Genomic DNA, 23,353 nt, shown 5'->3' on the forward strand with positions numbered 1-23,353 from the left:
TTCTTACCAACGGCAGCCCTATCGGTCGATATGGCACAGCGAATCGGTCGGTTGGGCGCGCTCGTGGAGAACGAGCGGGTCAACGCCGGACTGGCGTGGACTTTGGTCGGATTTCTGCTCGTCGTCGTGGTAGCGAGTCTGCTTCAGGCGGATTTCCTGTGGGCTATTTTCGCCGGATTCGTCTTCGTGGTGGCGGTAATTCCCCCGCTTTCCTACCGAAACGCCGATGCGATGCTTCCGTGGGAAGTGCTGCTTCTCGCCGCGCTTCCCGTCCTCGGGCGCACGCTCGCAACGCTCGCGCTCACGACACGGGTGGCGACGTACCTCTCGGTGGCCGCACTCGCGCTCATCGTCGCCGTCGAACTGCACGTTTTCACGCCGGTTCGGATGACACACTGGTTCGCCGTCCTCTTCGTCGTCATCGCCACGATTGCGACGGCGGGCGTCTGGGCGGTCATCGAATGGCTCTCCGACATCTACCTCGGCACCGCATTCATCGAGAGCGAACACCTGCTGATGTGGGACTTCGTCTACGCGACGGCTATCGGCGTCGTCGCAGGCATCGTCTTCGAACTGTACTTTCGGCGGGTCGCACCGCCTCGGACGCGACTGCCGAACGACGTTCAGGAGCAAATACGATGAAGATTCGCGAACAACTCGGGATTTCGCCCCGACGACAGCGACAGTTGACCCGCGTGATGGAGTTGAGCCTCGTCGGCATCTTCTTCGTCGGACTGGACAGGGGCAACCTCGGAATCATGGTCAATGCAGGGATAGCGTTCGCCATCACACTCATCCCGGCAGTTCTCGAACGCGACTATCAGATTCCGATGGACGCCGGACTGACGCTGTGGATTACGACCGCCGTTTTTCTCCATGCTGTTGGCACCCTCGGCCCGTACCAGAACGTCTGGTGGTGGGACCACCTTACACACCTCCTCTCCGCCTCAATCGTCGCCGCGGTCGGTTACGCGACAGTTCGGGCGCTGGACGCCCACTACGACGATGTCTATCTCCCGCCGCGATTCATGTTCGTGTTCATCCTCATGTTCGTGGTCGCCTTCGGCGTCATCTGGGAGGTCATCGAGTTCGGCGTCAGCGGACTGGCGGTCGTTTTTGGCGGAAAAACGGTGTTGACCCAGTACGGACTGGAAGACACGATGCTCGACCTCATGTTCGACACCGTCGGCGGTCTCATCACCGCGATTTGGGGCACCGCGTACCTCTCCGACGTGGTCGGCGCGCTGACCGACCGACTCGACGGCCAGATGCGCGGCACGGAGTACGGGCGGCGGGACGACTGAGGAAATGAGTGTCGGAGTGGAACGAACAAACATACCGGTAAACGGCCAATGCGACTTTTACCTGCGGCGGAAAATGGGAGGACGCTATGGTATTCAAGAAAATCACCCTCATCGGAACCAGTGACGAGAGTTTCGACGCCGCCGCGGACGACGCCATCGACCGAGCCGAAGAGACGCTCGACAACGTCAAATGGGTGGAAGTAGACCATCTCGGCGTCGAAATCGCCTCGGTCGAAGGTCGGCAGTACCAAGCCGAAGTGACGGTCGCATTCGAGCTAGAAGAGTAATCGGACGCCGCGAGAAGCGAGTTATTTTCCGTAAGCTGACTACGTCCGGAAGCTTTCGCCACAGCCGCATTCGGAGACGACGTTCGGATTATCGACGTGGAAGCCAGCGCCCTGCAAGCCGGTTTCGTAGTCTACGACGCTTCCCTCGATGTAGTTCATGCTCGCAGGGTCAACGAACACGCGCAGGTCGTGGTGCGTGAAGACCGTGTCGTCGGATTCCGGTTCGTCGTCGAATCGCATGCCGTAGGAGAGTCCGGCACAGCCACCCTGTTGGACGAACAGGCGCAGTCCGGCGACTCCGGGGTCTAAGCCCTCGCTATCCAGCAAGTTAAGGGCCTGTTCGGCGGCAGTTTCGGTCACCTCGATTTGCGGCGTCTCCCCACTTTGCGCGGCGTCAGTGCTCATAGATGGTGTTTGTCGTTCCGGCCTCATTAACGTTCGCCTAGCAAGGAGTTTTGAGGGAACTAGTGTGGAGAAGTTTGGATGCTATCTGATGGTTTTGGATTCGCATTGTCGCCAGCTACCCTCAACTCCAAACGAAGCGCTCGCTTCTGCGAATGAGATTATTCTCTGTATCTGTCTGCTATTCCCGACTCCAAACGAAGCCCTCACTCCCTCCGGTCGCTCGCCCTTCATCCACCAGGAACCGCCTCCGCCACCGCAGTCTCCCCACTCCTCCCCGCCAGCGCGGGTTTGGGCTCGTGCCTCACGATCGTTCGTCACTCGCCGAACGCGCTGGCGCACCCTTTCGGCTGGGTAATCAAGCTCTGTGGCGCGCGCTGGCAAGCCGTCGAGGAGTGTACCTCCGAGAAGGCGAGCGAAAGCGTGCGAGGGATGACTGAAACGAGCGACAGCGAGTAAGGGAATCGGTTGGGGAGGGTGTGGCTGTCGTGGTGATGTGGCGGTTATTTGGAGTCGTGAGTACCTAGCACGACCCCGACAAAACCACGGGCTAGCGTGAATCTCACGAAATCATGAAGCCGTACCATTCTCGAAAAACCATCAGACCAAACAGTGCCTCCAAAGCCACCAATTCCACATCAGAGAACTCTCTACTGAACTAGTTCACGTCGCAGAAGGTTTTTGCGAGAGCCTGTTTATTGGCCCGTTTGAGGTTTTTGCGAGGGAAGAGCGCTCCGATGCGGTCTTCCTGCACTCTGTTATGAGTGCGAGGGAAGGGATTTGAACCCTTGGACCTCTACAGGAGCGGATCTTGAGTCCGCCGCCGTTGGCCGAGCTTGGCTACCCTCGCACGCAGTTTTTACTCCACGCTGGGTGACTTAAAACGTTCCGAATCTGAACCCGGAGCGCCGAATCCGACACACAGAAAACGACACTCCTTTTCCATCGCACCACACCTCTCACAGCATGACCGATGCGAACGCGCGACTCGAACTCGCAGAACGCGCCGCCACCGCGGGAAGTGAAATAGCCGCTGAAGGTTTCCGGAACAACATCGCAGTGGAGACGAAATCGAACAAAACCGACGTGGTGACGGAGGCAGACCGCCAGAGCCAACGCCGGGTTATCGAGGTCATTCACGACGAATACCCCGACGACGCAATCGTCGGCGAGGAGGACGACGAACTGAAAGAAGTCCCGGCGGAGGGCGACGTGTGGATAATCGACCCAATCGACGGCACGAACAACTTCGTCCGCGGGATTCCGATTTGGACGACTAGCGTGGCCGCAGTCCGTGACGGCGAGGCGATTGCTGCCGCAAACGTCTGCCCCGCGCTCGGGGACGTCTACACCGCCGACTCGGAAGGGACGTATCTGAACGGCGAACGAGTGACCGTCAGTGACCGCACCGACCCAGAGACGTTTACGGTCTGCCCGACGATTTGGTGGGATTTCGACCGCCGGGACGAGTACGCCGCGACGGTCCGTGGAATCCTCGAACGATTCGGTGACATGCGCCGATTCGGGTGTGCGCAAATCGTCCTCGGGATGGTCGCCAGCGGCGCACTAGATGGAACGGTTACGAACGTCGTTCCGAATCCGTGGGACACCGTCGCGGGCGTCCACATGGTTCGACAGGCGGGCGGGCAGGTGACCGACATTCACGGCGAACCGTGGACGACCGAGAGCAGAGGGCTGGTGGCGTCCAACGGCGAGGCACACGACGAGGTGCTGGCCGCGGCCCGTGAGGCCGAAGCGCATTGGGGAAAGTAGGAGGGTAATCACGCACAGTTCGGAATACTGCAACCGGACTCCGGCGAGTGGTACAGATATTTATCATTGGGGCATTTCGGTAGCGATATGAACCTGGATGATACGGACCGCGCGATTCTCAAAGCACTCCAGAACGACGCACGAACTCCGTTCAGCGAAATCGCCCGCCAAATCGACATGTCCAGTGCGACAGTTCACGACCGAGTCAACCGGATGGAAGAAGCAGGTGTAATCACGGGCTATCACGCGAACGTAAACCCGAAAGAAATCTCGCTCGGCATCTCCGCGTTCATCGGCCTTCGCGTCGAACAAGGCCGAGAAAAAGACACTCTGAAAAAGCTCGAAAACATCGACGGGATTCAGGAAGTGCATCTCACGACGGGGTCGTGGGACGTGATGGCGCGCGTGTACGCGGAAAATGCAGACAGCCTCCGCGAGCTGATGTTCGACAGAATCGCCCAGATGGACGGGTTTTCGCGTTCCCAGACGATGGTCGTCCTCGGGTCGCCGTTCGAAAGCGAAGAACTGCCGCTCGATATCGACAACGAAGAGTAACGATACCGGAACTGTAAAACCCACTCGCTCCGGTTCGTGCGATATGGACACCGCAAGCGAAGGAATCGACAACGAACGAACGTGGGCGGGTGCCGTCGCCGCCGCCATCGTCGCACTGGTCGGTGGTGCGCTCGCGTTCCCGAAACAGGTGTACGACGGCTTTATTTGGCACTATTTCTGGGGGCCGGTGGTTGCCGACGCCAAAAACGCACCGTGTGCAGTTCGTGAAGGTGGAACGACGAGATTCGTCTCCGACGCCGGAACCTGCGCCACACTTCCGGAACCGGTCGCAGAACCCGGCTACACCCTCGTCTCCGAAATCGGCTACGCGGTGACGCTCATCATCGCACTGGTCGGACTCGTGTTCCTCCTCCGACGACTCGGCATCGGACGGGACAAGAGTCTCTTCTATGCCCTGTTCCCCTTCATGCTGTTCGGCGGGGCACTCCGAGTCGTCGAAGACGCCGACAACGCGCTCCAACAGGTCGGCGGCGGTGCGATTCCGTTCCCGTGGAACACGCTCATCATCAGCCCGATAATCTACTTCACCGTCTTCGCCATCACGCTCCTCGCCGTCGTCGTGAGCGTCACGGCGGCCCGCAGGGGAATCCTCGGCGGGTACGAGTACTCCCTTGCCGGAATCGGGACACTAGCACTTGCAGCCACGATTGGCTACCTGTTCTATCTCACCGTCACGACCGAAGCGGTCGGCTTCTATCCGCAAATCCTCGTCGTCGTCCTCGTCGGTGCAACCGTAGTCACCGCGCTTACGTGGATGGCAATCGAGCGATTCGAACCCGGCATCAACGCCGGAACCGGGGCTATCGGCGCGGTCGTCATCTGGGGCCACGCCGTTGACGGCGTGGCCAACGTCGCCGTCCTCGATTGGGCGCTGGAACTCGGCCTTGCGGGCGAGTACACCGCGAAACACCCGGTCAATCAGGGAATCGTGGACATCACGTCGTCAGTCCTCCCGAGTTCGATAACGTCAGTTATCGGCACCGCGTGGCCGTTTTTGCTCGTGAAAATCGTCGCGGCAGTCGCCGTCGTCTGGGTGTTCGACGAGCAGATCTTCGAAGAAAGTCCGCGCTACGCGATTCTCTTGCTCATTGCGATTCTGGCGGTCGGTCTGGGTCCCGGTACGCGCGACATGCTCCGGGCGGCGTTCGGAATCTAACGAAGTCGTTCGAGCGTCGATTCCGGGAAGTACTGGTCGCCGCAGTTCCCACACGCCGCGACATCGACCGACCCGACGTTGCGGAATCCCAGTCGGTCTACTGAAACGCTCTTTTTCGACAAAGATGAACCACACGTCGCGCAGGTCAGGTCGAACTCCGTCGTCATACTATCACCAAATCCGACGTGTAACACGTTTTATGCATGATTAATAGTTCACCACTACGATAGCTACGACCACATCTAATATAAATCCTGTGTGTTTCGCTAGCATAGCGCAACTCGTTCGAATCACCGAGAAAGCGAGAACTACGGATACGGATGTGGCTCCCTGTCGAGTTTCGAATCGAATCCGAGTTCCTCCGGCACGGTTCGAGCACGTTCGCCGAAAAAGGACTCCCCGGTAAACAGCGGTTGTGCCTCGGGGGCGAGGACACGTACCGCCTCAAAGCCGAGCGATTCCACGTCTCGTGTCGTGAGACGAGCACCATAGACATCGAAGGCTTCGCTCGCCCGCGAAACGACAGCCTGTAGTTCGTCGGTTCCTGCGGGTACCGACTTTCCGACGCTGTCGCTCGGAATCGTCGTTTCCGGCGCGACGAACTCCCGAACCGGTTTCGGGAACTCCGCGTAGTGGGCAATCGAACCCTCTGCATTCGCGGCTTCCTCCGGCCCCATCAGTTTCAGTTCCGTCCAATTCTGGAGGGCCTCCGCGAGCGCAGACCGCGCCGCGGAATCCGGGTCGAGGTTCGCACCCGACCCAACCGCGAATTTCGGCCATTCATCTTTCCGATGCACTGCTACCGCGACGACAGGGACATCCACGTCTTGGGTCACGAGCAGGGCAGTGACGTCCAAATTCTCCGCGCGTGCTCGCTTCGTCAGTTCCTCGAATTTCCCGTCTTCGACGTGCAGACCGAGCGGTTCGAACGAGGAGTACCACGCGAGCATGGTCGCATCGCGCTCGACTACCTCGTACAACCCGGACAGTAGGGCCTCCGTGGTCGAGTTGCCCAACCCCAACCCCGTCGTTATGGCTGGCTTGAATCGCTCGTTGGGCGGCGGAAAATGAACGAACTCCGCTGGGAGATGAACCGGGTTGCCCGTTTCCAAATCTCGCCCCGGAACCCACGCGATTTCGTCGTTCCCCGGTTCCACCCATCCAGCAGGGCGGACGAACTTCGCGGGCGAAATCGTGTCGTCGAGAACTGACGGCCGAGCCACGCCGAACTCCGATTCGCGGTAAATACCCGCGCAGTAGCGTTCCATCCCCTCGCCCAACGCCTTCATCAGCGCCTCGTCCCAGTCGCCCGCGACACCTGCTGATTGCTCCGCACACTGCGCGTCGCTGAATCCCGTCGTCTCGCAGCTGTTCGCCAGATAGTACGGCACCGGAAACGAGGACACCTCGCCGAGCGATTGGACGATTCCGACGCGCTCGTCAAGCGCGATTTCGGCGTGCGAAACCGCCTCGTCCAGCGTTCGCTCGGTGTGGTCGATACCGAGGGTTCGATTACGGCTCTCGCCACACACGGGACAGTTCGGCACCGGAAGCAGTCGGCGCTCTGCGTGCGGAATCTCTACGACACCACCGAGAACCGGGGACTGTCCCCCTGCGCGAAGCGTCACCGCTTCACGTCCGGCAAGTGCTCCGGCGAATCGGGCCGTCGAGGTGTCGATTTTTTGGTCCGTCTCGTCAGTATTCTCCGCGTTTGCCGCGACGCGCGCGCGAAGACACTCGAAACACGCAGTTTCGGGCGCGAAGCCCGACACTGCGGCCTCGACATCCGGAGCTGCGTGGCCACCGACGCCACCGAGTTCGACGGCGAGCCATGGCGTTCCGGAACGATTTGCACGCGCAAATCGTTTCGACCCGACTTCGCCGACGACCACGGCGAAATCCACGTCCGCTACTTCGTCTGCCTCGATTTCGGTAACGGTTCCATCCGTATCGGAAAGCGCAGCGATTACGGCGTCGGCCGCGGGGCCGGTTCCGACGACGCCCAGCAGGTTGCTCATGCGCGGGACGAGACGGGGAGGTGGCAAAAACGCGACGGATAGCTATCGCTGGTGACCGTGAAAAATGGAAAAGTTTGCAGTGGGAGTTAGTGCAGGATGCCCTGCGCGACGCTTGCGAGCTGGTCGGTGTCCGCCGTCTGAAGCTCGTCGTTGGCGAGTTTCAGGCGGAGGCGTGGGCGACCGACGTCGATTGGGACTTTCTCCGTGCCGATGAGGCCCATGTCTTCGAGCTTCGTCTTCGTGCGGGAGAACGTCGCTTTGCTTGCGATGCCGACGTCCTCGCCCCATTTGCTGATGTCGTAGAGCAGGGCTTCGTTCTTCGCCGCGACGAGGAGGCTGATGGTCACTTCGTCCAGACCGTCGCCGTCTCCGCGGGCGGTTTCGAGCGAGGAGAGGACGCTGTTGAAGTCGTCTTCCGCCTCGGGGCTGATTTCGTCGCCGAGCGTCTCGCGGACGCGCGTGATTGGCGGCGTGCGGAGCGAGAAGTCGCTCGCGTCTTCCCAGTGCGACGTGTAAGTGCTGTAAGCCGCGTCAACGAACTCGTCGTCGTCGGAGGTCAGTCCGCCCACGCGGTCGCCCGCGGTGACGAGTGCGATGACGACATCGTCGGTGACGAGGAGCGAGTTCCCGGAGGAATCGTCCGTCGTGCGGAGGGTGAGCGCACCCTCGTCGATGAGGTCTGCGGCGTTGCTGGCGATGATGAAGTCTTCCATCACGTTTTTGAGCGTGCCCTCGTCCGCGAGCATGCGCATCTCGGGAAGGTCGCCGTCGTATTCGGTTGCGGCGTCGATGAGTTCTTCGATGGCGCTACCGGATGGGTTGACGACAACCATCACTTCTGGGCCTTCGTCTATGACGGCACGAAGGATTTCGTGGACGCTTTGGTTCAAGAGGTTCGATTTTGTTTCCATATTCGGAGGGACGAGATTCGTCTATTTAATTTTAACGCTCAAAATCGACGGAAATCATAGGTTATGTAGCATGAACAATTAGTCAATGCTGTAATTATAATCGTGTAATTCCAATAATACCACCCTGAAAGCCAGAAACCCTTCGGAATATTACAACTCTGAGAATCCGTTCGAAGAGAGTCGGAGACGGCGAAAAATTAAATTTTTCATCACGCGCAGGCGTTGCTGAACGACGCTCTTAGAATAAATACGGAGAGTAATCGCTAATTACCAATTACAGTCCCCATGAACAGTCCGAAAGAATGAAGTGTGGATGTGAAGTATCAACATATGTCATGCGGGATAAAATTCGAGAGTGGTTTGTTCGGCATCCAAAAGCAATGAACGCGGCTTTCGGGTTGGTGCTGGGGTATACGTATCTTCAAACTGCTGTAGACCCACTCGCGGGCGCTGGTTCCAGTGCAGGGCCTTAGTACTGAGTTATTTGGTCAAGAAGTTGACTTTCCTCCGACCAATACAGTTCTGCATCGTACAGAATAGGCATTTCAGCTCGTTTGAGAAACGAACGAAGTTCATTCGCGGTTAAAACGAAACTAGATTCATTTTCGTGTAGGTTTGATTCATTATTATTTTCAATATACGGTTGATATATACCGCCGATCATCGATACCGAGAGCGAATTGAATGTAATACGGAATTTTTCTCCAAGTCGCTCAACATTCCCTAAAAACGGCATACAGTTATCGGACTGGGTTAAAATGTGCGTTCCATCGCCGACAACGGCATAATCCTTGTTCATCATGATACGCCGTCGCGCAAGTTGAAGCGCGTCTTGGATGCTGAACCCATTTATCAGAAGCCGAGCGAACGACACGCCAACTTTCGCCGCCTGCTTGTTCAGCACCTTGTTGAACGTAACCGCGCCCGCGACACTCCCCTTCTTGATGAGTTCCATCCCTTCGTAGTACGACCCGCAGGCATTGAGGAAGAACGTCTGCACCTTGCTCTCCTCGATATCTTCGACCGAGAGATTGCCGTCCGGGCATCGAAGTCCGTCTTCTTCGCAATGACCGATGTAGTGGACGTAGTCACACGGCGTCTCCAACAACTCGGCGAGTTCGTCGCGGGTCAAATTCTCGTGAATGGTGACCTCGATGGGAAGGTCTTCCGCGCGGTCGAGATAGATGTCGGCAGCGTCTTCGTGTTCGTCGCCCATCTCCTCGTCGTTCAGCACTAACTCCACTTCGATGTCGTCGCTGTCGCGGTCTAAATACGCGAACCGATTTTCGTAGGCGCTCGGGTCGGCTTTGAACACGTCGATGGGGACGCCCTCGGCGAGCCAGCCGTGAACCCGGCCGCGGTGCAGTGTCGGGTTGATTCGCTCGACCGAGGTGACCTCTTCCGCGCGCATCGCTCGATACGACCCGCCGCCAGCAGTTGCGCGCTGGGTAACGTTCAGTTCGCTCGATTCGTTCACCTCGCTCGGCGCGTTGCGGTAGAAGTCGCCGAGCGAGGCGTCCAACAGTTCGTTCCGGTTGAGATTCGACGAATTGGGAAGGTAGATGAGACTGAGGTTCGCAAGCAGGTATGGAAGCGTCGAGATGTTCTCGACCGACGGTTCGACGTACATCGACAGATGCCAATCCGGCAGTTCGTCGTCGATTCGCCCGAACTCACAGAGGTCGTAGGCGACGAGCTGTTCGGCGGGCGTCGATTTATAAATCGTCTCTGAATCCAGCTCGAGCTCGTCCAGAAGCGACATCTCCGCGAGATTCCAGTGATACGGCCCGGCGTTTCGGACGAGGCAGTCGATGAAAAACACCTGCCGGAGCATCTCCGCGACTTCGTGTTGATAATCCGGAAGCGGACTGAACGTGTATGTGAAGTTGACCGAAGGTGCCCGGAGAACCGGTGTGGGCCGGTTTTCGACGATGACGTCCGCTTGCAGGTAATACGCAAGCGGCGCGGTGACGAACAGGGTCCCGAAATCGTCTGGAACGCGCATTTCGATTCCGGCGTCTTTTTTGGTTTTCCGAACCGGTTCGGGTATTCGAAGTTCGTTGCCCACTTCGAACCGTGGCGGATGGCCCCGAAGCGTCGGAAATGACCGGTCTGCCCCGGTTACTTTGTGCGATGAGGAGGCGTACGAAATCGCCGTCGCCAATCCCTCTGTCGTCGGCGGAACGGTTATCGTATCGACTGGGATTTCGTGATGGCTTCTGAACCCAAGCGTCACCGGAATCCTATCGTGGAAAGAGACAATTAACGCATCGAAATCGGACGTTTTCCGAATCGTCGCGGGACCGGAAAACCGGAGATACGTCTTTACGTTCCCGTGAATGTTCGCTAAATATTCTCCCTCGGGTAGCTCAAGTAGCTCAGTATCGCTTCCGTGATGGTGTCGCTCGTCCGATTCGACGTCGATAATCGTCACCAAATTCGGAGGAAATCGGAGTTCTGAGGCGTATCCGGCGGCGGTTTCGTCGATAGGTCTCTCGATGTCGCACCCCCGCCCGCCACTCTGCCAGTCGGGCGCACCTACCGAAATCTCGGTTTTCGTCCGGTCGAACGCCCGAAGGCCGGTATCCGTTTCCTCCCACTCAATCATACCGGTAATAGAATCGTTATCTCACTGTTAGTTTATATTTCTGTCGGGGATTCGTCCCCTACTCAGCGAAAGGTAAACTTATACGCCGTCGTGTCGCGGGATTGCACATGGAGTACGACCACGTTCGGGCGGTCGACCCGGCAGTCGCGGACGCTCTCGAAGCGGAAGTCGAACGCGAGCGCGACACGCTGGAGATGATTGCCAGCGAGAACTTCGTCAGCGAAGCAGTGCTGGAAGCGCAGGGAAGCACCTTGACGAACAAGTACGCGGAAGGGTATCCCGGCGAGCGATATTACGGCGGTTGTGAACACATCGACACCGTCGAATCGCTTGCAATCGAACGCGCGAAAGAACTTTGGGGTGCGGAACACGTCAACGTCCAACCGCACAGCGGGTCGCAGGCGAACATGGGAGTCTACCTCGCCGTCCTCGACCCCGGCGACAAAATCCTCTCGCTCGACCTGACCCACGGCGGCCACCTAAGCCACGGTCACCACGTCAACTTCGCCGGAAAACTGTACGAGGTCGAACAGTACAAGGTCGATGCGGAGACAGGCTATCTCGACTACGATGCGCTGTACGACCACGCCGTCGAGTTCGAACCCGACATCATCGTTTCGGGCTACTCGGCCTACCCCCGTGAAGTCGAATGGGGGCGAATTCAGGAGGCCGCAGACGAAGTCGGCGCGTACCACCTCGCGGACATCGCCCACATCACCGGCCTCGTGGCGGCGGGCGAACACCCCACGCCGGTCGGCGTCGCGGACTTCGTCACCGGTTCGACACACAAGACGATTCGCTCGGGACGCGGCGGTATCATCATGTGCGACGAGGAGTACGCCGACGCCGTCGATTCGGCGGTCATTCCCGGTATGCAGGGCGGCCCCCTCATGCACAACGTCGCTGGCAAGGCGGTCGGATTCAAAGAGGCCCTCGAACCCGAGTTCGAGGAGTACGCTGCGAAAACCGTCGAGAACGCGGAAGTCCTCGGCGAGACACTCCAAGACCACGGCTTCGGCCTCGTCTCGGGCGGCACCGACACCCACCTCGTTCTCGTTGACCTGCGCGAATCCCACGAGGACGTAACCGGAAAAGATGCAGAGGAAGCCCTCGAAGAAGTCGGAATCGTCCTGAACGCAAACACAGTTCCGGGCGAAACGCGTTCGCCATTCGTCGCCAGTGGTATCCGCGCCGGAACGCCCGCGCTCACGACTCGCGGGTTCGATACGGACGACATCGAACGCGTCGGCGACCTAATCGCACGCGTGGTGAACAATATAGACGACAAGGACGTGAAGGCGGAAGTCGCGGAGGAAGTGCAGGCGCTCTGCGACGCGAACCCGCTGTACGAGTAACCCGAAATCCGCAGATTCGCCTATTTTCTATGCATTCGACTTAACTACGCACGCGGTGAGTTATCACGCATGTCAGAACAGTTAGCGGGTTTCAAAAGCGCGGACATCGTTTTCACCGACGGAAAATCGCTCGCGGACGTGACTGTCGCCATCTATCCGGGATGGATACGAATCCAGACCGAGTCCACGAACCAGTTCCATCCTCGCGAGCAGGTAGACCGGATTCAGTCGAATCGGTGAAGAGAGGTCAACAGGTACGACAATGACCAACGTTTTTCGCGCCCACACATGAGCAAGTTTGTGTATATATTGTGGTTATTGAGGCCAAAAATACGCACGAACCCGAATGTTGAAGGGGCTTCGTACCGGAGGATTTGCCAATGACGGACATCATCGACGGGAACTCGGTTGCCGAGCAGATTCGGAACGACCTCGGAGCGAGTATCGACGCGCTGAACGACGAGGGCGTGACACCCGGGCTTGCGACGGTGCTGATGAGCGACGACCCAGCCAGCGAAACCTACGTCTCGATGAAACAGCGCGACTGCGAGGAGGTTGGCATCAACGGCATCCACGTCGAAATCGACCCCGACGCGCCCGCCGAGGAACTGTACGACACCATCGAGGAACTGAACGACGACCCAGAGGTACACGGGATGCTCGTGCAGATGCCCGTCCCCGACCACGTCGATTCCCGACAGGTCATCCGAGCCATCGACCCGGCAAAGGACGTGGACGGGTTCCACCCCAAAAACGTCGGCATGCTGGTCGCGGGACACCCGCGATTCAAACCCTGCACGCCCCACGGCGTGCAGAAACTCCTCGAATCGGCGGATGTGGACACTGAAGGCAAAGACGTGGTCATCGTCGGTCGGTCGAACATCGTCGGCAAACCGCTGGCCAACTTGCTCATCCAGAAGGCAGACGGCGGCAACGCGACGGTGACGGTCTGTCACTCGCGCACCGACGCCCTCGCGGAAAAAACGCGGAATGCGGACGTGGTCGTTGCGGCCTGTGGCGTCCCGGAACTCATCGACGGGTCGATGCTTTCCGACAGTGTGACCGTCATCGACGTGGGCGTGAACAGGGTCGATGCAGATACGGAGAAAGGCTACGAACTCGTCGGCGACGTGGACTTCGACAGCGCGAAGGAGAAGGCGAGCGCGATTACGCCGGTTCCGGGTGGCGTCGGCCCGATGACCAGAGCGATGTTGCTCTACAACACTGTGAAGGCCGCCGGTCAGCAGACGGACATCGACGTCGAACTGCCGTAAGCCGCGTTTCGAAAAAAATCTCCTACCGACCACTCTTTTCGGTTAGTTGCCGATGTCGACGAGGGCCTGCCACGTGTTCGGGCCGGCCATGCCGTCAACTGTAAGTCCGGCGCTGGACTGGAAGCTCTCGATAGCTCCCTCGGTTTCCGGACCGTAGTAGCCGTCCACGGAGATGTTGTAGCCTTCGTCGTAGTTCAGTTGGTGCTGAACCGCGTAGGTCGGCCAATAGGGGTCGTCGCTCGAACTCGTCACGTAGACGATGAGATTGCTCCACGTGTTCGGGCCGACGACGCCGTCAACGGTGAGTCCTTGTGCGGACTGGAAGCTCTCGACCGTACTCTCGGTTTCTGGGCCGTAGCTTCCGTCGTGGGCGAGGTTGTAGCCGTGATGTTCGAGCAGGAACTGAATCGAGTACACTGCTTCGCCGTTGTCGCCGCGCGAGTACACCGGCCAACTGTAGCTGCCGCCGTCGCCACCATCGTCACCGAAGTCGATGTGGTCTGCGAGTGAGTTCATCACGTCGCGGATGCCCTCCGCCCAACTGATGTCCGTCGCGTAATCCTGATTCATGCCCCGCAGGGTCGGGCCGTAGGACGAGTAGTAGTGGTCGCCACCGGGGGTCAGGTACTCGTCTCGAATGACGGGCATGACCGTGCGGATACATTCCGATTTCGTGGAGAACGATTCAGCACAGGAGTACGGACAACTGTCGTACGCTTTCCAGCCGTAGATGTTGTTCTTGTCCTGTGCGATGTTGCTGGTACCCCACGCGGACTCCCACGCGGCGTGGGCGGCCATGTAAACCGCGTTGATGCCTTCCTGATTGCCGACATCGACCCACGTACTTCCGAGTCCGATGAGCGGACTGTCGGAGCGAACCTGCTGAATCGCGTAATCGAGGTCACTGCCGGAAATATCCTCGGTGTTCGTCAGGTCGCTGTCGATGGAGTATCGCGCCGCGGCACCCGTCCCCGAGAGAGCGCCGATACCGCCGACCGTTGCGATGCTTGCCGTCGCGCCTTTGAGGAATGTCCGTCGTGATTGTTTCATGCTTCGAAACATTATCCGGAGTGCTCTGACTTTAATCTTTATAATTTAGCTATGTAAAATATTCTATCAGATACTGTGGAATTGGATTCGAGAATCAAAATCGGCAGTTCATGTCGAGTAGAAGAAAGCAACACAAATGTTCGTTCACTCGATTCGACCGAGCGTATCGCGCGTGCTAACCAACGCATCCTCGTCACCCTCGCGGAAGTAGCGCGCGAGGTCGCGTGCGGACGACACCAGTGCATCCGCCGTGTCGATGTCCAACCCACCTTCGAGCGCGCGCGCACGGCGAATGTGTTCTCCGAGGGTTTCGAGCGTATTCCTTCCTTCTCGGCTTACGTCGTGTTCCCGAACCCACTCGCCCATTTCGTCGTGATATTCCCGAAGCGACTCCGAATCCGCGAGGGTGCGGACTTCGTGCAGTGAGTCCGGTACGTCCATCGTGGCGGGGCGCTCCCCCGCCTCTGCCCCGCGAAGGAGGGACAAAAAGTACAGTTCCTCGTCGTCGCTGATTTCCAGTGCGCGCGAGAACACGTCTGCGATGTGTCTGAGTTCCTGCGCCACGAGATAAGTGTCGTCCAGCGGTTGCAGTTCGCCACCCTTGATGAAGCCGCGTTTGGTGACGTACTCGCGCGCGGTGTCCGCTACGAGGGTCGAAACTTCGCGGAGGGGGCGTTCATCGACCGCTTCCTGCGCTTCCGTCAAATCGAGCGTGATGGCGCTGTCCGTGTGCTGAACGCGGTCGTCTTCCAGTCCGACGCTCTGCATGCTCTCGCAGGTCGGACAGGTCACGCTCCCGGTGTCGTAGTACGACCACTGCGTGCCGCAGTTTTGGCATTCGCGGGTGCCTCGAATCTTCATGTCCTTTCGTTCTCGTGCTGGGGTGAAAACTCTCACGCGGCCGCTCCGAACTGACAGAAGTTTAATTATATCCGAAATAAAAAACAACCTATGAGCAAACACGAACGCCAAGAACCACTGCTGAAACTTCGCGCGCCGATTTCCACAGGGGTCTGGTCGGACTACGCGGCACCGCTTGCGCTCATGACCGGCGTGTTGCTCGTGTTGATGTTCGCGGTTGCAGGCGTGGAAGCGGTGTCAGTCGTCGCCGTCTTCGTCGGCCTCTGTGTCGGCGTGCTCGCCGCCGGATTGGTCGCTTACAACCTACTGATGGTTGGCGTGGTTTGGTTCGACCGTCGGTGATTCGACTCGCCTCCGGTAACCTCCCTCCAAATCTCCCCGTAGCTTTATCAATCGTCTCGGACTATCTGTTAGCACGATGTCGAGTGATTCCCACTCTGAGGATAGAGTAAGTCGCCTCCCGGCGACTGGTCGAGAAATTCTCGGCCACGGATAGCACAGATTCCACTCGTTCTACCGACGTCTCCACTCCCGGCGAGCCACCGGTTTCAGCTACGGACACCGAAGAGGATGTTTTTGTTACAGACACCGAAAACAGTGTTTCTGTCACGGGTGGCGAAAATGGCGTTTCAGTGACGGTTCGTGGCGAGCAACACGACCTCTCCAGACGCGAAGCCGACCGTCTGCGGGACGCGCTTGGACGGGCACTAACCGAGCGAACCGAGTTTTTCAACACCGTGGGCGAACACCGCGACGACGGAAGTTACGTCGTTTCGCGCAGAGGCGCGGATTCGTCCGGGCACCGGAAGGTGTTTCAGAATTTCGACGCGGTGGCGAAACTGTACGACCGACTACCGCCCGAGTTCACTGCTGAAGACGCCGGAGAACGTGGATTAACCGGCGGCCGGAGGCACATGCTTGTTCACCATTTCGCGGAACATCCCGAGTTCGACTGCGAACTCGTTTCGCGCCAACCGCTCACCGCGAGAAAGGAGGAGAGTTCGGAGTAAACTCCCCACTCGCGTTTCCGCGGGGTCAACGCTTTTCGGGATTGCCCCCATTCTCCCGCGTATGTCACGACCATCGACGTTTTCCATCGTCGCGCGCGACCCCGAACGGGACGCGGTCGGTGTCGCAGTCCAATCGAAGTTCGTCGGCGTCGGGGCCGTCGTCCCCTTCGTCAGTGCCGACGCGGGCGCGGTCGCCACGCAGAGCTACGCCAACGTCGCCTACGGGCCGGACGGACTCGACCTGCTTCGAGACGGGCGACCCGCCGACGAAGTCGTGATGGAGCTCACCGGGGCCGACCCGGAGTTCGAATCCCGGCAGGTCGGCGTCGTCGGACAGGACGGCTCGATTGCGGCATTCACGGGCGACGACTGCTTCGACTACGCGGGTGACATTCAGGGCGAGAACTACACAGTGCAGGGGAATATTTTGGAGAACCGCGAAACGCTCGAAGCCATGGCCGAGACGTTCGAGGAAACCGAGGGCGGCCTTCCGGAGCGACTCATCGCCGCGCTCCACGCGGGCAACGACGCAGGTGGCGACAAGCGCGGCGAGCAGAGCGCGGCGCTCTACGTCGCCAAGCCCGAGGGCGGGTACGACGGGCGAAACGACCGTTGGGTTGACGTGCGCGTGGACGACCACGAAGCCCCAATCGACGAACTGCAGCGCGTGTTCAAAATTTACGACGTGACCCTACTGGAGCGCGCGGAACCGGACGAAACGCGGGAGTTGTCAGGTGAAACGGCGGCGGCAGTCGCCGAAACGCTCGCCGAACTCGGCTTTTTCGAGGGGACGCCATCCGAAGCGTTCGGGGAAGAAGAACGAGACGCCCTCGAAGAGTTCCGCGCGATGAACAACTTCGAAAATCATTCGCTCGCCGTGTTGGAGGACGCACTTGCCCGCGGATGGGGCGATTCTTCTGGAGAGGGAGAAGAGAAAATGGTTGATGCGATTTGGCACGGACTCTCGCGTTTAGAACGGAAATGATCTGAAAGGGGAGACTCCAGCAAGACGCGAGCATGAGTCGCTGGAGACTGGTGATGAATTATTTCGAACGAGTCGATTGTAAGTCACGACTGCAATCAAACCGCAACCGTCCACGCCCTCCCCAGCCGATTTCCTCACTCGTTTCGTTCGTTCACTCATCCCTCGCACAGGCGAACCATTCGGTTCGCCTTCGCGCGCCGTGTGATTTGTCCAAATTCACGAATCTTCGCAGGTCCGGTGGCGCGTGCGTCTGGAAGCCTGCGGGCACACCGCCCGCAGGCCTCCAGATTACCGCGCGAGGGACGACCGTAGGGAGTCGGTTGGGGAGGAACGTGGGCGGTTGCGGTGCGGTAGCGGTTTCACTGGAGTCGTGATTTGCAAACTCTATTTCAGAACAACCTACAACACTTCGTCGACGGTTCCCTACGGTTGTACAGACAGACGAAACAGAACGATGTAGTTCGCCAGTGTAACTGATGCAAAAATCCCTTCTCTCTGTCTCGAAAATGCCGATACTGCTAACCGACTGAAACACGAAATCCTGCCCACGCATGAGGGACGAAGACGAAATCCGCGACCAGTACGAATACCTCAAAGAACAGCTCGACAGCGAGGAGATGAACCACGAGGGCGTTCGGCAGATGTTCACCTACTACAAGCGCGCTATCGGCTGGGTGCTCGAAGAAGAGCATATCTGACTTTTTTTCTACATCGGCGCGGGAGTTATCTAAATCGTTACCTTTAAGTCATTACACCGTCTTGTTGCAGTTGACGCTTCGCTTTGGAGGGCCGAAGCGTCAGCGGGGACCAATTCAGGGCGGCAAGCGGTACGCGGGGTGTTTTCATCCCCGCGTGTTCCGCTTTCCTTTCGAAACTACCTACCAAGCGACGGCACTGTTCTGACACGAATCTCGATTGAATACCGATAGTGTACTACGCGAACCGATAGCGTTCGGTGCCGCCGCCGTTTCGAACGAATCAAAAACGGATTTTGCGGATTTTTACCGAGAGGGAGTGTTACTTACTCGATTTCTAGCGACCCACCACCGCCGTCGCCACCGCTGTCGCCTTCTTTCCATTCGAGTTCGAACTCAACGCTGAGTTCGCTGGAGCCGGACGAGGAGGTTTCCCGTTCTGCTTTCACTTCGAAGACGGGGTTGGTCGGCGGGTCGAGCGTAACGGACTGATTACCCGCCTTTAGCGTTACCGCATCGCCACCGTCGAGTTTATCCGCGACAGCACGAAGATATCGTGCGATTTCGGTTCGGCTCTGTGTGTTCTCGGTTTCGAACAGGACTTCTTCTGGCATATCTCCCCAAAGGTGGCACACGAAGATAAAGACACTCCCGATAGAAAAGTACGGGAACCGTTATATTTATGCTATGTAGACAAAAATAGGCAATATTGACGATGCACGAATTAACGGGGTTTCAACGCGATATTTTGTACGTAATCGCCGGAAACGGCGAACCGCACGGGCTGGCCATTCAAGAGGATTTAGAGCAGTATTACGATACGGAAGTTCACCACGGACGACTGTATCCGAACCTCGACACGCTCGTCGAAAAAGACCTCGTGGAGAAAGGAAAACGCGACGAACGGACGAACTACTACGCACTCACCAGTCGCGGAAAGAACCACATCGACGCACGAAAGGAGTGGGAACGGCAGTTCGTCGACCACTAACGCGAGTCGATTTGCGGTTATTTCGTCGATTCGTCGTCCGAAGATGTCGGTTCCGGCGGGCTACCTTCTGTTTTCGTTTCGTCTTCCGCATTCCCGCCATCGCCGACCATATCCGCGCTGACCGCCTCTTCGGGGTCGCGCGGCGGTTGTGGAAGCGGTTCGTCGCCGCGGATGTATGTCGGGTCAACCGCCCACGGTTGAATCGGTCTGCCAGCGATGAGTTCCGGCAGGACGACTTCCACGAAGTGGACGACGAGGACGAGAATCATCGGCCCGAGGAAGATGCCGTACCACCCGAACAGCAGCGGGCCGAAGATGTACGCGAACATCACCATCCCGACGTGGAGATTCCGTCCCGACACGTACGGTCGCAACACGAGGTCGGGGATGGTGTCCACGATGACGAACGAAACGAGGGCGAACACGACGGGGAACCACAGCACGTCCGGCCCACCGTCCATGAGCGCGTTCGCGCCGACGACCACGGTCACGGGGAAGTAGACGAGTTTCATCCCGACGACGGGAATCAAACTGGCGACCCCGGTCAGTAGTCCCACGACCGTTGGATACGGGATTCCCAATCCGGCGGGCGCGACCATGTTCAGCATGTTGTACGAAATCGCGCCAATCGTCCCGGTCATGAAGGCGTTCAGAATGTTGCCGAAGAAGATGCTGTTGAAGTCGGTGTCAACCCGCTGGATGTACGTTTCGAGGACGCCTTCGCTGTCGGAGAACGTCCGGCGGAACCACCGCGAAAGCTTGTGGTCGTCGCGGAGCAGGTAGAACGCGATGGCTATCATCACGAACAGGTGCAGGGCACCGTTCCCGATGAACGTGAGGTACCTGAGCGTCGAACCGAACGCCTGCTCTATGAGTCGGGAGTTGTTTCCGTTAGTGATGAACTGTTCCGGATGTTGGGCGATTTCGGAGACGTTCGCGTACTGACGAACCGGTTCCGGGAGCGACGCGATGTTCGTCGTCTGCGCGACGGCGGTGAGTTCCTGCACCGCGATGGCGAGCGTGTAGACGATGAGCAAAATCGCTGGGAGCGCGAGCGCCAACAGCGCGATGCCAGCGGCAAGACTCGGCGGTCGGATGCGGCGTTTCAACCGGCGGTACACCGGACGCGTCGCGTAGTAGAGAAACAGACCGAAGACGAAAGTCCCGATAAACGAGTAGACGACGAACAGCGTCGCCAGTCCGAGTACCGCGCCTATCGACCACCACGCGGCACGAGATTTGTCAATATTCCATCCGCTGACCATACGAGGGAAGTTTGTTGCCAGAACATAAAGATTTCGCGCAAGAAACGCGGTGGCAGCAATTCTTTTATCTGTACGACTATATAGTCTATAGAGTGACCGGATTAGAAGACGTTTTCGCGTCGGCTACGTTGGAAAGCGATGTCGTCCGCATCGCTATCGCAGGAGCGCTCGGTCTGTTTCTCGGCCTCGAACGCGAATGGTCGCAGAAATCCGCGGGTATTCGAACGTTCACCCTCATCAGTCTCCTCGGTGCGGCGTTCACCATCGTCGATAAGGATATTCTACTCGCACTCGGCGGCCTGCTTGTCATCGTGCAGGGGATTCTCCTCGCGGTGCAAGGCTTGCTGGACGACGAGGAGGATACCGGACTGTCCTTGACGACCTCCGTGTCGATGCTCGTCACCTTCGGCGTCGGTGTCCTCGTCGCGGAGGGATTCATCCTCGTCGGCGTCACCGTCGCCGTCGTATCCTCGCTCCTCCTCGTGTTGAAGCGAGAGCTCCACAGTTTCGCGTGGGGAATGTCGCGCCAAGAACTCAGGTCTGCGGGGGAGTTCGCCATCCTCGCGTTCGTCATCTACCCGCTGCTCCCGCCGGGTGAAATCGAGATGGGGAGCGTCATGGTCAGCCCCCGCCTCGTTTGGTTGATGGTCGTCACCGTGGCCGGTATCGGCATCGCCAACTACGCCATCGTCGAAACCTACGGCGGGCGGGGCATCGCCGTCACGGGATTTTTCGGCGGCCTCGCGTCCTCGACTGCCGTGGTCGGGACGATGTTAGACCACGTCCGGCAACGACCGGAAGCGGCCTCCTACGGCGTGGCCGCGATTTTGCTCGCCGACGCCGCGATGGCGGTTCGTAACCTCGTCATCGCGCTGGCGTTCACGGTCGGCAACCCCGACAAAACGCTGTACGGCGCGATTATTCCGCTCGGAACGATTATCATCGGGAGCGTCGCCATCGCGGCCTACTCGGCGGACTGGTCGCAGAAGATGGACATCGACCTCGAAAGTCCGTTCTCGCTCCGGAACGTCCTCGGATTCGGCCTCATCTTCCTGTTCGTCGTGGTCGGCGGCGCGCTGGCGAAAAGCCAGTTCGGGGAAGCCGGATTTTACATCACGGCCCTGCTGTCCGGACTCGTTTCGAGCGCGGGCGTCACCGCCTCCGCGGTGACGCTCTACAGCGGCGGCAATCTCGACCAGCAGACCGCCGTGTTCGGTATCTTGTTGGCCACTGCATCAAGCATCGTCGTCAAAGCGGCGCTGACGATTTCGGCACCGAATCGTCAGTTCGCCTACAAAGTTGCGGTGTGGAGCGGCGTCCTCCTAATCGGAACGGCGGCGAGCGCAATCGTCGCCGTGGTTTGAATACGCATAGCTAACTTTCGAACTTTTTAAACCGGGGCTTTTCGTAGCGGGTACATGGACCGGGAAACAGCCGAGCCACAGGTCCGGGAGATGCCCGGAAAGAAAGCGAAACAGTGGTCTGACTATCATCACCAGTTTGCCGCCCCGACGACGTACGTCTACGATTTCGTCTGGGACATTACGGAAGAGGCGACTGGCCCATTCTGTACCGACGTCGACGGCAACGTCCTTCTCGATTTTACTAGCCACGTCGCCGCCGCCCCACTCGGGTACAACAACCCGAAAATCATGGACAAAATCGACGAGTTCGACCTGCCCGACCCGACGAAAATCGCGGGTCAGGATTTCTACGCCGCGGGCGGCTGGCCGCCGGAAGACCCCGAGTTCCCCGGCCCGACGCAGTTGATGGAGCGACTGGTCGATGCGACGAGTCACTACGACATGGACACGGTGTTCCTCTCGAACTCCGGCGCGGAGGCCGTCGAGAACGCCATCAAAATCAGCTACAACCGCGGCGGCCACCGGGCGTTCACCTTCGACGGCGCGTTCCACGGGCGGACGCTCGGCGCGCTCTCGCTCAACCGCTCGAAAGTCGCTCACCGAAAGGGCTATCCCGAAGTGCCGGGCGTCGTGAGCGTTCCGTACTGTTCCTGCCGGGGCGAGTGTGACTGCGGCTGGAAGACGAACGGCCCGGGCGGCAACGCCATCGCCGACAAACTCGACCCCGCACAAGGCGTCATCGACGCCGAGGAAGTCTCCTACATCATCCTCGAACCCGTGCAGGGGGAGGGTGGCTACCGCGTTCCGAACGACGAGTTCATCGCAGACATCGCCGAGATTCAGGAAACCTACGACATAAACATCATCGCGGACGAAATCCAGTCCGGCATGGGCCGAACCGGCGAGATGTGGGCCGTTGACCACCTCGAACTTGAACCGGACGTAATCACGAGCGCGAAAGGCCTCCGCGTCGGCGCGACCGTCTCGCGCTCGGACGTGTTCCCCGAGGAAAAAGGCCGACTCTCCTCGACGTGGGGCGCTGGCGACGTTCTCTCGTCGCTTCAGGGCGTTCTCAGCATGGACGCGATTCAGGAATACGACCTGCTCTCGAACGTCGAAGCACGCGGCCAACAGACCCGCGAACTCATCGAGGACGCGAATCCCGCAAACGTCATCGACATCCGCGGTCGAGGGCTGATGCTGGCCATCGAGTTCGACACGAAAGACCGCCGGGAAGCGGTCGTAGACGGCGCGCTCTCCCGCGGCCTGCTCACCCTCGGGTGTGGCTACAAGACGCTCCGCCTCCTTCCGCCGCTCGACGTGACCGAGCGCGAAATCGAAATCGGCGTCAACCTCCTGCTCGACGCCATTGAAGACGCAGCGTAACCTCTTCCTCTACGCCCTCGAAGACGCGGCGCGTCTTCGAGGGCGTGAACGCGAATCCTCGCGCCCGAGCGCGAGGATTCGT

General features: G+C 59.0%; 26 protein-coding genes and 1 tRNA gene. 17 read left to right on the forward strand and 10 right to left on the reverse strand.

All coding sequences use genetic code 11. The features are described from left to right. The first annotated feature begins 30 nt into the window (after positions 1–30). The 3 genes from BW974_RS09225 (at position 31) to BW974_RS09235 (ending at position 1,591) form a co-directional block, all read left to right on the forward strand. The gene (locus BW974_RS09225; RefSeq protein WP_076429841.1) at positions 31–642 is read left to right on the forward strand and encodes a hypothetical protein; all 612 of its coding nucleotides are present in this window, start codon (positions 31–33) and stop codon (positions 640–642) included. Then, the gene (locus tag BW974_RS09230) at positions 639–1,304 is read left to right on the forward strand and encodes a DUF2238 domain-containing protein (RefSeq protein WP_076429842.1); all 666 of its coding nucleotides are present in this window, start codon (positions 639–641) and stop codon (positions 1,302–1,304) included. The genes BW974_RS09225 and BW974_RS09230 overlap by 4 nt, the downstream gene beginning before the upstream one ends. Before the next feature lie 86 nt (positions 1,305–1,390). Beyond that, positions 1,391–1,591 (forward strand): dodecin, encoded by a 201-nt coding sequence (locus BW974_RS09235; protein WP_076429843.1) that lies wholly within the window; start codon positions 1,391–1,393, stop codon positions 1,589–1,591. A gap of 39 nt (positions 1,592–1,630) precedes the next feature. Here the strand turns inward: BW974_RS09235 and BW974_RS09240 are convergent, their stop codons facing one another. Beyond that, complete coding sequence (locus BW974_RS09240) at positions 1,631–1,996, reverse strand: HesB/IscA family protein (RefSeq protein WP_076429844.1); 366 nt, start codon at positions 1,994–1,996, stop codon at positions 1,631–1,633. A 288-nt stretch (positions 1,997–2,284) separates the two neighbouring features. Here BW974_RS09240 and BW974_RS25535 point away from each other — a divergent pair, with 288 nt between their 5' ends. Then, positions 2,285–2,452, forward strand: coding sequence for a hypothetical protein (locus BW974_RS25535; protein WP_175609650.1), 168 nt, complete (start codon positions 2,285–2,287; stop codon positions 2,450–2,452). A 306-nt stretch (positions 2,453–2,758) separates the two neighbouring features. On the opposite strand, the gene BW974_RS09245 is transcribed toward BW974_RS25535, so the two are convergent. Next, positions 2,759–2,843, reverse strand: a tRNA-Leu gene (locus tag BW974_RS09245). Between the two features lie 116 nt (positions 2,844–2,959). On the opposite strand from BW974_RS09245, the gene BW974_RS09250 reads away from it, so the two are divergent. The 3 genes from BW974_RS09250 (at position 2,960) to BW974_RS09260 (ending at position 5,498) form a co-directional block, all read left to right on the forward strand. Next, positions 2,960–3,766 carry an inositol monophosphatase family protein gene (locus BW974_RS09250; protein ID WP_076429845.1) on the forward strand — a complete coding sequence of 269 codons (807 nt, stop codon included), beginning with the start codon at positions 2,960–2,962 and terminating at the stop codon, positions 3,764–3,766. Between the two features lie 87 nt (positions 3,767–3,853). Next, positions 3,854–4,321: an Lrp/AsnC family transcriptional regulator gene (locus BW974_RS09255; protein WP_076429846.1), complete on the forward strand. Its 468-nt coding sequence runs from the start codon at positions 3,854–3,856 to the stop codon at positions 4,319–4,321. Positions 4,322–4,364: 43 nt separating this feature from the next. After that, positions 4,365–5,498 carry a DUF63 family protein gene (locus tag BW974_RS09260; protein ID WP_076429847.1) on the forward strand — a complete coding sequence of 378 codons (1,134 nt, stop codon included), beginning with the start codon at positions 4,365–4,367 and terminating at the stop codon, positions 5,496–5,498. Here the strand turns inward: BW974_RS09260 and BW974_RS25540 are convergent. The 4 genes from BW974_RS25540 to BW974_RS09275 form a co-directional block, all read right to left on the reverse strand. After that, a complete protein-coding gene (locus BW974_RS25540; RefSeq protein WP_175609651.1) occupies positions 5,495–5,665 on the reverse strand; it encodes a hypothetical protein in 171 nt (56 codons plus the stop codon). The genes BW974_RS09260 and BW974_RS25540 overlap by 4 nt on opposite strands. A gap of 141 nt (positions 5,666–5,806) precedes the next feature. Further along, on the reverse strand, positions 5,807–7,516 hold the full coding sequence (locus BW974_RS09265) for a YcaO-like family protein (protein ID WP_076429848.1): 1,710 nt from the start codon (positions 7,514–7,516) through the stop codon (positions 5,807–5,809). Between the two features lie 86 nt (positions 7,517–7,602). Next, positions 7,603–8,427, reverse strand: a complete 825-nt coding sequence (gene tbsP, locus BW974_RS09270; RefSeq protein ID WP_076429849.1) for a transcriptional regulator TbsP — start codon at positions 8,425–8,427, stop codon at positions 7,603–7,605. A 469-nt stretch (positions 8,428–8,896) separates the two neighbouring features. Continuing rightward, positions 8,897–11,035: a CHAT domain-containing protein gene (locus BW974_RS09275; RefSeq protein ID WP_076429850.1), complete on the reverse strand. Its 2,139-nt coding sequence runs from the start codon at positions 11,033–11,035 to the stop codon at positions 8,897–8,899. 107 nt (positions 11,036–11,142) lie between these two features. Here BW974_RS09275 and glyA point away from each other — a divergent pair, with 107 nt between their 5' ends. The 3 genes from glyA to BW974_RS09285 all read left to right on the forward strand — a co-directional run bounded on the left by glyA (position 11,143) and on the right by BW974_RS09285 (position 13,664). Continuing rightward, a complete protein-coding gene (glyA, locus tag BW974_RS09280; RefSeq protein ID WP_076429851.1) occupies positions 11,143–12,390 on the forward strand; it encodes a serine hydroxymethyltransferase in 1,248 nt (415 codons plus the stop codon). Positions 12,391–12,459: 69 nt separating this feature from the next. After that, a complete protein-coding gene (locus BW974_RS25545; protein ID WP_175609652.1) occupies positions 12,460–12,630 on the forward strand; it encodes a hypothetical protein in 171 nt (56 codons plus the stop codon). Positions 12,631–12,770: 140 nt separating this feature from the next. Then, positions 12,771–13,664 (forward strand): bifunctional methylenetetrahydrofolate dehydrogenase/methenyltetrahydrofolate cyclohydrolase, encoded by an 894-nt coding sequence (locus BW974_RS09285; RefSeq protein WP_076429852.1) that lies wholly within the window; start codon positions 12,771–12,773, stop codon positions 13,662–13,664. A gap of 42 nt (positions 13,665–13,706) precedes the next feature. Here the strand turns inward: BW974_RS09285 and BW974_RS09290 are convergent, their stop codons facing one another. Together BW974_RS09290 and BW974_RS09295 are read right to left on the reverse strand one after the other, a co-directional pair. Next, positions 13,707–14,714, reverse strand: coding sequence for a peptidoglycan hydrolase (locus BW974_RS09290; RefSeq protein ID WP_175609653.1), 1,008 nt, complete (start codon positions 14,712–14,714; stop codon positions 13,707–13,709). Between the two features lie 144 nt (positions 14,715–14,858). Next, the gene (locus tag BW974_RS09295) at positions 14,859–15,575 is read right to left on the reverse strand and encodes a DUF7117 family protein (RefSeq protein WP_076429854.1); all 717 of its coding nucleotides are present in this window, start codon (positions 15,573–15,575) and stop codon (positions 14,859–14,861) included. A gap of 90 nt (positions 15,576–15,665) precedes the next feature. Between BW974_RS09295 and BW974_RS09300 the strand changes: the two genes are divergently transcribed. The 4 genes from BW974_RS09300 (at position 15,666) to BW974_RS25550 (ending at position 18,268) form a co-directional block, all read left to right on the forward strand. Continuing rightward, complete coding sequence (locus tag BW974_RS09300; RefSeq protein WP_076429855.1) at positions 15,666–15,917, forward strand: hypothetical protein; 252 nt, start codon at positions 15,666–15,668, stop codon at positions 15,915–15,917. Positions 15,918–16,207: 290 nt separating this feature from the next. Beyond that, the gene (locus BW974_RS09305; protein ID WP_076429856.1) at positions 16,208–16,585 is read left to right on the forward strand and encodes a DUF7528 family protein; all 378 of its coding nucleotides are present in this window, start codon (positions 16,208–16,210) and stop codon (positions 16,583–16,585) included. Positions 16,586–16,646: 61 nt separating this feature from the next. After that, complete coding sequence (locus BW974_RS09310; RefSeq protein WP_076429857.1) at positions 16,647–17,570, forward strand: DUF1028 domain-containing protein; 924 nt, start codon at positions 16,647–16,649, stop codon at positions 17,568–17,570. A 551-nt stretch (positions 17,571–18,121) separates the two neighbouring features. Beyond that, the gene (locus BW974_RS25550; protein WP_175609654.1) at positions 18,122–18,268 is read left to right on the forward strand and encodes a hypothetical protein; all 147 of its coding nucleotides are present in this window, start codon (positions 18,122–18,124) and stop codon (positions 18,266–18,268) included. Positions 18,269–18,591: 323 nt separating this feature from the next. Here the strand turns inward: BW974_RS25550 and BW974_RS09315 are convergent, their stop codons facing one another. Further along, positions 18,592–18,879 carry an amphi-Trp domain-containing protein gene (locus tag BW974_RS09315; protein ID WP_076429858.1) on the reverse strand — a complete coding sequence of 96 codons (288 nt, stop codon included), beginning with the start codon at positions 18,877–18,879 and terminating at the stop codon, positions 18,592–18,594. A 101-nt stretch (positions 18,880–18,980) separates the two neighbouring features. On the opposite strand from BW974_RS09315, the gene BW974_RS09320 reads away from it, so the two are divergent. Continuing rightward, positions 18,981–19,256 (forward strand): PadR family transcriptional regulator, encoded by a 276-nt coding sequence (locus tag BW974_RS09320; protein WP_076429859.1) that lies wholly within the window; start codon positions 18,981–18,983, stop codon positions 19,254–19,256. A 17-nt stretch (positions 19,257–19,273) separates the two neighbouring features. On the opposite strand, the gene BW974_RS09325 is transcribed toward BW974_RS09320, so the two are convergent. Further along, positions 19,274–20,521, reverse strand: coding sequence for an AI-2E family transporter (locus tag BW974_RS09325; RefSeq protein ID WP_076429860.1), 1,248 nt, complete (start codon positions 20,519–20,521; stop codon positions 19,274–19,276). Between the two features lie 92 nt (positions 20,522–20,613). Between BW974_RS09325 and BW974_RS09330 the strand changes: the two genes are divergently transcribed. Together BW974_RS09330 and BW974_RS09335 are read left to right on the forward strand one after the other, a co-directional pair. After that, positions 20,614–21,885: an MgtC/SapB family protein gene (locus BW974_RS09330; RefSeq protein ID WP_076429861.1), complete on the forward strand. Its 1,272-nt coding sequence runs from the start codon at positions 20,614–20,616 to the stop codon at positions 21,883–21,885. 54 nt (positions 21,886–21,939) lie between these two features. Then, complete coding sequence (locus BW974_RS09335; RefSeq protein WP_076429862.1) at positions 21,940–23,271, forward strand: aminotransferase class III-fold pyridoxal phosphate-dependent enzyme; 1,332 nt, start codon at positions 21,940–21,942, stop codon at positions 23,269–23,271. The last annotated feature ends 82 nt before the right edge of the window (positions 23,272–23,353 follow it).

The sequence above is a fragment of the Haladaptatus litoreus genome, from assembly GCF_900156425.1.
In the GTDB taxonomy this organism is placed as follows: Archaea; Halobacteriota; Halobacteria; order Halobacteriales; family Haladaptataceae; genus Haladaptatus; species Haladaptatus litoreus.

What these genes read in the sequence shown, in the direction of transcription:
- BW974_RS09225 (WP_076429841.1), top strand. Translation starts at nt 31, where the DNA reads ATGGCACAGCGAATCGGTCGGTTGGGCGCGCTCGTGGAGAACGAGCGG.
- BW974_RS09230 (WP_076429842.1), top strand. Translation starts at nt 639, where the DNA reads ATGAAGATTCGCGAACAACTCGGGATTTCGCCCCGACGACAGCGACAG.
- BW974_RS09235 (WP_076429843.1), top strand. Translation starts at nt 1,391, where the DNA reads ATGGTATTCAAGAAAATCACCCTCATCGGAACCAGTGACGAGAGTTTC.
- BW974_RS09240 (WP_076429844.1), bottom strand. Translation starts at nt 1,996, where the DNA reads ATGAGCACTGACGCCGCGCAAAGTGGGGAGACGCCGCAAATCGAGGTG.
- BW974_RS09250 (WP_076429845.1), top strand. Translation starts at nt 2,960, where the DNA reads ATGACCGATGCGAACGCGCGACTCGAACTCGCAGAACGCGCCGCCACC.
- BW974_RS09255 (WP_076429846.1), top strand. Translation starts at nt 3,854, where the DNA reads ATGAACCTGGATGATACGGACCGCGCGATTCTCAAAGCACTCCAGAAC.
- BW974_RS09260 (WP_076429847.1), top strand. Translation starts at nt 4,365, where the DNA reads ATGGACACCGCAAGCGAAGGAATCGACAACGAACGAACGTGGGCGGGT.
- BW974_RS25540 (WP_175609651.1), bottom strand. Translation starts at nt 5,665, where the DNA reads ATGACGACGGAGTTCGACCTGACCTGCGCGACGTGTGGTTCATCTTTG.
- BW974_RS09265 (WP_076429848.1), bottom strand. Translation starts at nt 7,516, where the DNA reads ATGAGCAACCTGCTGGGCGTCGTCGGAACCGGCCCCGCGGCCGACGCC.
- tbsP (WP_076429849.1), bottom strand. Translation starts at nt 8,427, where the DNA reads ATGGAAACAAAATCGAACCTCTTGAACCAAAGCGTCCACGAAATCCTT.
- BW974_RS09275 (WP_076429850.1), bottom strand. Translation starts at nt 11,035, where the DNA reads ATGATTGAGTGGGAGGAAACGGATACCGGCCTTCGGGCGTTCGACCGG.
- glyA (WP_076429851.1), top strand. Translation starts at nt 11,143, where the DNA reads ATGGAGTACGACCACGTTCGGGCGGTCGACCCGGCAGTCGCGGACGCT.
- BW974_RS25545 (WP_175609652.1), top strand. Translation starts at nt 12,460, where the DNA reads ATGTCAGAACAGTTAGCGGGTTTCAAAAGCGCGGACATCGTTTTCACC.
- BW974_RS09285 (WP_076429852.1), top strand. Translation starts at nt 12,771, where the DNA reads ATGACGGACATCATCGACGGGAACTCGGTTGCCGAGCAGATTCGGAAC.
- BW974_RS09290 (WP_175609653.1), bottom strand. Translation starts at nt 14,714, where the DNA reads ATGAAACAATCACGACGGACATTCCTCAAAGGCGCGACGGCAAGCATC.
- BW974_RS09295 (WP_076429854.1), bottom strand. Translation starts at nt 15,575, where the DNA reads ATGAAGATTCGAGGCACCCGCGAATGCCAAAACTGCGGCACGCAGTGG.
- BW974_RS09300 (WP_076429855.1), top strand. Translation starts at nt 15,666, where the DNA reads ATGAGCAAACACGAACGCCAAGAACCACTGCTGAAACTTCGCGCGCCG.
- BW974_RS09310 (WP_076429857.1), top strand. Translation starts at nt 16,647, where the DNA reads ATGTCACGACCATCGACGTTTTCCATCGTCGCGCGCGACCCCGAACGG.
- BW974_RS25550 (WP_175609654.1), top strand. Translation starts at nt 18,122, where the DNA reads ATGAGGGACGAAGACGAAATCCGCGACCAGTACGAATACCTCAAAGAA.
- BW974_RS09315 (WP_076429858.1), bottom strand. Translation starts at nt 18,879, where the DNA reads ATGCCAGAAGAAGTCCTGTTCGAAACCGAGAACACACAGAGCCGAACC.
- BW974_RS09320 (WP_076429859.1), top strand. Translation starts at nt 18,981, where the DNA reads ATGCACGAATTAACGGGGTTTCAACGCGATATTTTGTACGTAATCGCC.
- BW974_RS09325 (WP_076429860.1), bottom strand. Translation starts at nt 20,521, where the DNA reads ATGGTCAGCGGATGGAATATTGACAAATCTCGTGCCGCGTGGTGGTCG.
- BW974_RS09335 (WP_076429862.1), top strand. Translation starts at nt 21,940, where the DNA reads ATGGACCGGGAAACAGCCGAGCCACAGGTCCGGGAGATGCCCGGAAAG.